General features: G+C 52.8%; 1 protein-coding gene. It reads left to right on the plus strand.

Annotated features, from left to right (window positions below; genetic code table 11):
* Nucleotides 1-1185 (plus strand): hypothetical protein (locus QT222_RS00870; RefSeq protein WP_491475996.1); only part of this gene is annotated, 1185 nt, incomplete at both ends.

The raw sequence follows: 1185 nt of genomic DNA on the forward strand, positions 1-1185 counted from the left end.
GCGTAGATGAGTCGAATGCTATTATTGATCCCAAGATTAAGAACCTGCCGCCCAATCAAAGCTACACGGCCGGACGGGTATTTTTGAATCGGAGCCCTTCGCAGTTTCCCGGGCAGAGTGATCAGCCGGGTGGGTCAACGATCGAGCAGTCGGAAGGCCTGGTTCGTACCGGTGATATTATTGGTTACCGGCATTTCGGGGATGCGACTATTTCCACCTCCTCAGAGACCAGCGTGTCGGGGCAATATCTGTGGGGCGAATTTCGCCTGCAGGATATGGTGAGCGGCAATACCCTGTGGTACGATTTCAATAATAATGAATGGCAGGACACGCAGAACCGTAATATTAACAACTGGTCGATTAACCCAGTACACGGTTCCAGTATTGATGTAGAGTTTGGGGAAGATAAATATATCCAACTCGAACCCGTTCCCGAGGGCGTGATTGGATATGTGGAAGTGGTCATGGATGGGGAAGTCATTAGCGGTGATGGCACGCTGAGTAATGACCGCCATACGTTAAATGTGAGTTTTGACGAAGTGGACAGCGAAGAGGAACCCATCCTGCACGGCTGGGAAGGGTCGATCGATGAGGCAGGCCAAGAAATTGAACAGCAGCTTTTTGTTGGGGATCTGGATCAATACAGTGATACGACCGGGTGGCAGCGGGCCTATGACGAACAGCTGAACTTATACTTAAATACCGAAAGCTGGGACGACGCCGACGGCAACCCGCAGCGGATCGAGTATATTACGGCTGACCGCATGTCGCAGCTGCTGTTGGGGTATCGCAAGCGCGCGGTGGTTCGGCTTCGCGACCTGCAACGTATTTCATTCCTGACGGCCTTCGACCTTAAGGGTATGGACGGTAGCATCTACCGGTGCCTGCCGGTGGAGATCAAGTACCAGGTGCTGAAAGGCTTTTACGAGGTAACGATCAAGGGACGCTTTAAGTCGAACCCGATCACGCTGGATAGCTACTACAGCACGAATACCGATATTGGGGATTCTGCCGGTACCGGTGGCGGAAGCTCTTCGGGCTCTTCGTCAGATGATTCTACGATATCGACCTCTGACCACGGTCGGCTTAAGGGGCTTAACGACCCGACCGATCATCCGTGGGCGTTGCAGTCGGATTTTAGTAATGTGGATGACTGGGGACCTGCCGACCAGCGATATGCCAAGA

Source organism: Haloferax sp. s1, from assembly GCF_058382125.1.